4 protein-coding genes are annotated in these 3,196 nt (G+C 55.1%); all 4 read right to left on the reverse strand.

Annotation, left to right across the window (positions count from 1 at the left end):
* Positions 1-487: adenylate kinase (locus R6T97_RS16370; protein WP_410350348.1), on the reverse strand; the 487-nt coding region annotated here is incomplete at its 3' end.
* Positions 484-1,842 (reverse strand): preprotein translocase subunit SecY, encoded by a 1,359-nt coding sequence (gene secY / locus R6T97_RS16375; RefSeq protein ID WP_410350349.1) that lies wholly within the window; start codon positions 1,840-1,842, stop codon positions 484-486. The genes secY and R6T97_RS16370, both read right to left, overlap by 4 nt.
* A 103-nt stretch (positions 1,843-1,945) precedes the next feature.
* Positions 1,946-2,419 carry a 50S ribosomal protein L15 gene (rplO, locus tag R6T97_RS16380; protein WP_410350350.1) on the reverse strand — a complete coding sequence of 158 codons (474 nt, stop codon included), beginning with the start codon at positions 2,417-2,419 and terminating at the stop codon, positions 1,946-1,948.
* A gap of 536 nt (positions 2,420-2,955) precedes the next feature.
* A partial coding sequence (locus R6T97_RS16385) for a DUF1127 domain-containing protein (RefSeq protein WP_410350351.1) occupies positions 2,956-3,196 on the reverse strand: 241 nt, incomplete at its 5' end.

Genomic DNA, 3,196 nt, shown 5'->3' on the forward strand with positions numbered 1-3,196 from the left:
CCGCACGGCGCTGGAAATCCGATGCGCCGCACTTGGTGCATTTGCCATCCGCCGGGATCGGCTTGGTACGGTCGTTGTAAACCTCACCGCATTGCCCGCAGGTGGACCGTGCCGTTATCCGGTCAACGAGGGCATCATCGTCGACCTGCATCTCGATCGCGCAATCAAGCTTCTGACCCATATCAACGAGCAAGCGACCAAGGGCATCTGCCTGTGCAAGTGTCCGGGGGAAGCCATCGAAGATATAGCCGCCTTTCGACCGATCGCTTTCGAGCCGTTCGCGGATCAGGCCGATGACGATCTCGTCCGTGACAAGTTCGCCCCGGTCCATGACCGCGGCCACCAGCTTGCCCATTTCAGTTCCACTGGTTCGGGCAGCGCGCAGCATGTCGCCGGTGCTGAGTTGCACCATGTTGCGTTCTTCGACGAGCTTGCGTGCCTGTGTTCCCTTACCCGCCCCCGGCGGTCCCAGCAGAATGATATTCATCGACGCGATGGCCCCTTACGTTTCGAACTACGCTTGCCACGCAACTGAGACTTCTCAATCAGGCCTTCGTATTGATGTGCCACCAGATGAGACTGGATTTGTTGGATCGTGTCCATACCCACCGACACAATAATCAGGATTGACGTGCCGCCAAAGTAGAATGGGATAGCCAGTTCGGCACGGATAATTTCGGGCAGCAGGGCGACCAGTGCCAGATAGCCGGAACCAAGAACGAGGATTCGCGTCACCACATAATCCAGATACTCCTCGGTCTTCTTTCCGGGCCGAATACCGGGGACAAAGCCGTTCTGGTTCTTGAGGTTCTCGGCCACATCCTCGGTTTTGAAAGCAACTTCACGGGTGTAGAAATATGTGAAGAAGATAATCATGCCGCCAAAGAACAGCAAATACAGCGGTTGACCAGGACCAAAGAGCGCCAGAATGGTGGACATCAGCGGTCCGGACGACCCGCCATTGAATGTACTGATCGTGGTAGGCAGCAGCAGCAAGGCGGATGCAAAGATCGCAGGGATCACACCGGCAGGGTTCACCTTGATCGGCAGGTGGCTGGTCGACCCGTCGTAGACTTTCATGCCGCGCTGCTGGCGCGGATACTGGATGTGGATCTTGCGCAAGGATCGTTCCATGAAGACCACGAAGGTCAGGACGACGATCAGCATCAGGATAATGCCGACAATGACGGCGGGGCTGATCGCACCGGACCGGCCCTGAGACAGGAACTGCGCAAGAGCTGACGGGATTTCGGCGATGATGCCGACAAAGATGATCAGCGAAATACCATTACCGATCCCGCGTGCGGTGATCTGTTCGCCCAACCACATCAGGAACATGGTGCCGCCGACAATCGTGATCACGGTCGAGGCCTGAAAGAACAGGCCCGGATCTGCAGCCAGACCGCCGGCTTCAAGGCTGATGGCAAGGCCATAGGCCTGTGCGGTCGCCAGCACGACAGTACCATAGCGGGTGTATTGATTGAGTTTCCGGCGCCCCTGCTCACCCTCTTTCTTGAGGTTCTTGAGCGGTTCCCACATGGAGCCCAAAAGCTGCATCACGATCGAAGCCGAGATGTACGGCATGATCCCGAGAGTAAAGATCGCCATGCGCGACAGCGCACCACCAGTAAACATCGACAGGATGCCACCGATACCGGCCTGGGCGTCTTCCATGAACTGCTGAAGGGCAATGCCATCGATACCGGGCACCGGAATAAACGTACCGAGCCGGTAGATGATCAACAAACCAAGCGTAAACAAGATACGCTGACGTAGTTCAGTTGCTTTGCCGAAAGCACTCCAACTGACGTTGGCTGCCATTTGCTCTGCTGCAGAAGCCATATGGGTCTCTTTTCATGCTAAACGCCGCTGCGGTTCCCCGATCAGCGGCGTTTGGGAAAACTTAGAAGGTTATGTAAGCGACACAAAGGTCGCTCACAAGGTCTTACTCAGCCGCTGCCGGTGTTGTGACTGTCAAGGACCCACCAGCTTTTTCGACAGCTTCAACAGCGCCCTTCGAGGCACCGGTGACTGCGATTGTCGCTTTGGCCTTGAAATCACCCTTGGCAAGAACGCGGATACCATCCTTTTTGCGACGGACCAGACCGGATGCGATCAGCGCATCTTCGGTGATGTCGGCTTTGACGTCGATCTTGCCTTCGTCGATAAATTTCTGGATCAAACCAAGGTTGATGACAGCGAAAGACTTGCGGTTCGGCTTGTTGAAGCCACGCTTTGGCAGACGCTGGTAGAGTGGCATCTGGCCGCCCTCGTAGCCTTTGATGGCTACGCCGGAACGGGATTTTTGACCTTTGATACCACGGCCGCCGGTCTTGCCTTTGCCGGAACCTGCACCACGGCCAACACGCTGTTTGCGCGTTGTGGCACCTGGGTTGTCGGATAGTTCATTCAGTTTCATGTCGCTTCTCCTCTTGCCGGAATTGGCCCCCAGCGACGGGAGCGGCCAAACACGGCGTTACGTTTATGAGTCGGAGGACAAGCCTGCCGACTGGTGGCGTATAGACGGATGACGGGGGTGGATCAAGTAGGAGATGCAAAGGTCCGTGTGGCAGTGTCGCAGTTTTTCGATTTCGGCTTAGATTTGCCGTTAAGTATTCGAAAAAATGAGGAGGTGTTGGATACAGTTGGCGTATGTATGGCGTACAGAACCTGTACGTACAGCTTGCCGGATTTTCAGTGGTTAATGTAGCGAGCGGGCCTTTGAGTTAATGCAACATTCGTCATTGACCCATTATTTGGACCATCACATCTTTAAATCAGCTTTTCCTGCCTGCCGTGCTGCCCATGTTGTTTCTTGCCTTTTAGATCAAGATTCAAACTACATGAATTCGTTTCACTGTGCACCGTATCCGCGAGCGCAAAACGCCCCGCAGCTTCCTGCGCTGCGTTTTCAATTCTGACGGCCAGCTGGATCGTGACCCGTCAAGCTGACTTTTATCGTTCTACTGACCCACCAGCCGCTTCGCGGGCCACATCGTCGATCAACAGCCGGTTAGTTCCGATATCGGCCAGGTCGCGGTCGGACATGCGGCTCAACTGGCCTTTGAACTGGTAGACATGAAACCATCCCAGAGGCAGCTTCCTGGCCTTGCAGATTTCATAATATCTGGCGGCAGATTCGAAAATATAGAAGAAACTGAACCAGAACCTGTGCTCGTTGAATTCGTCGTTCTCC

Source organism: Yoonia sp., assembly GCF_046498525.1.
GTDB lineage: Bacteria > Pseudomonadota > Alphaproteobacteria > Rhodobacterales > Rhodobacteraceae > Yoonia.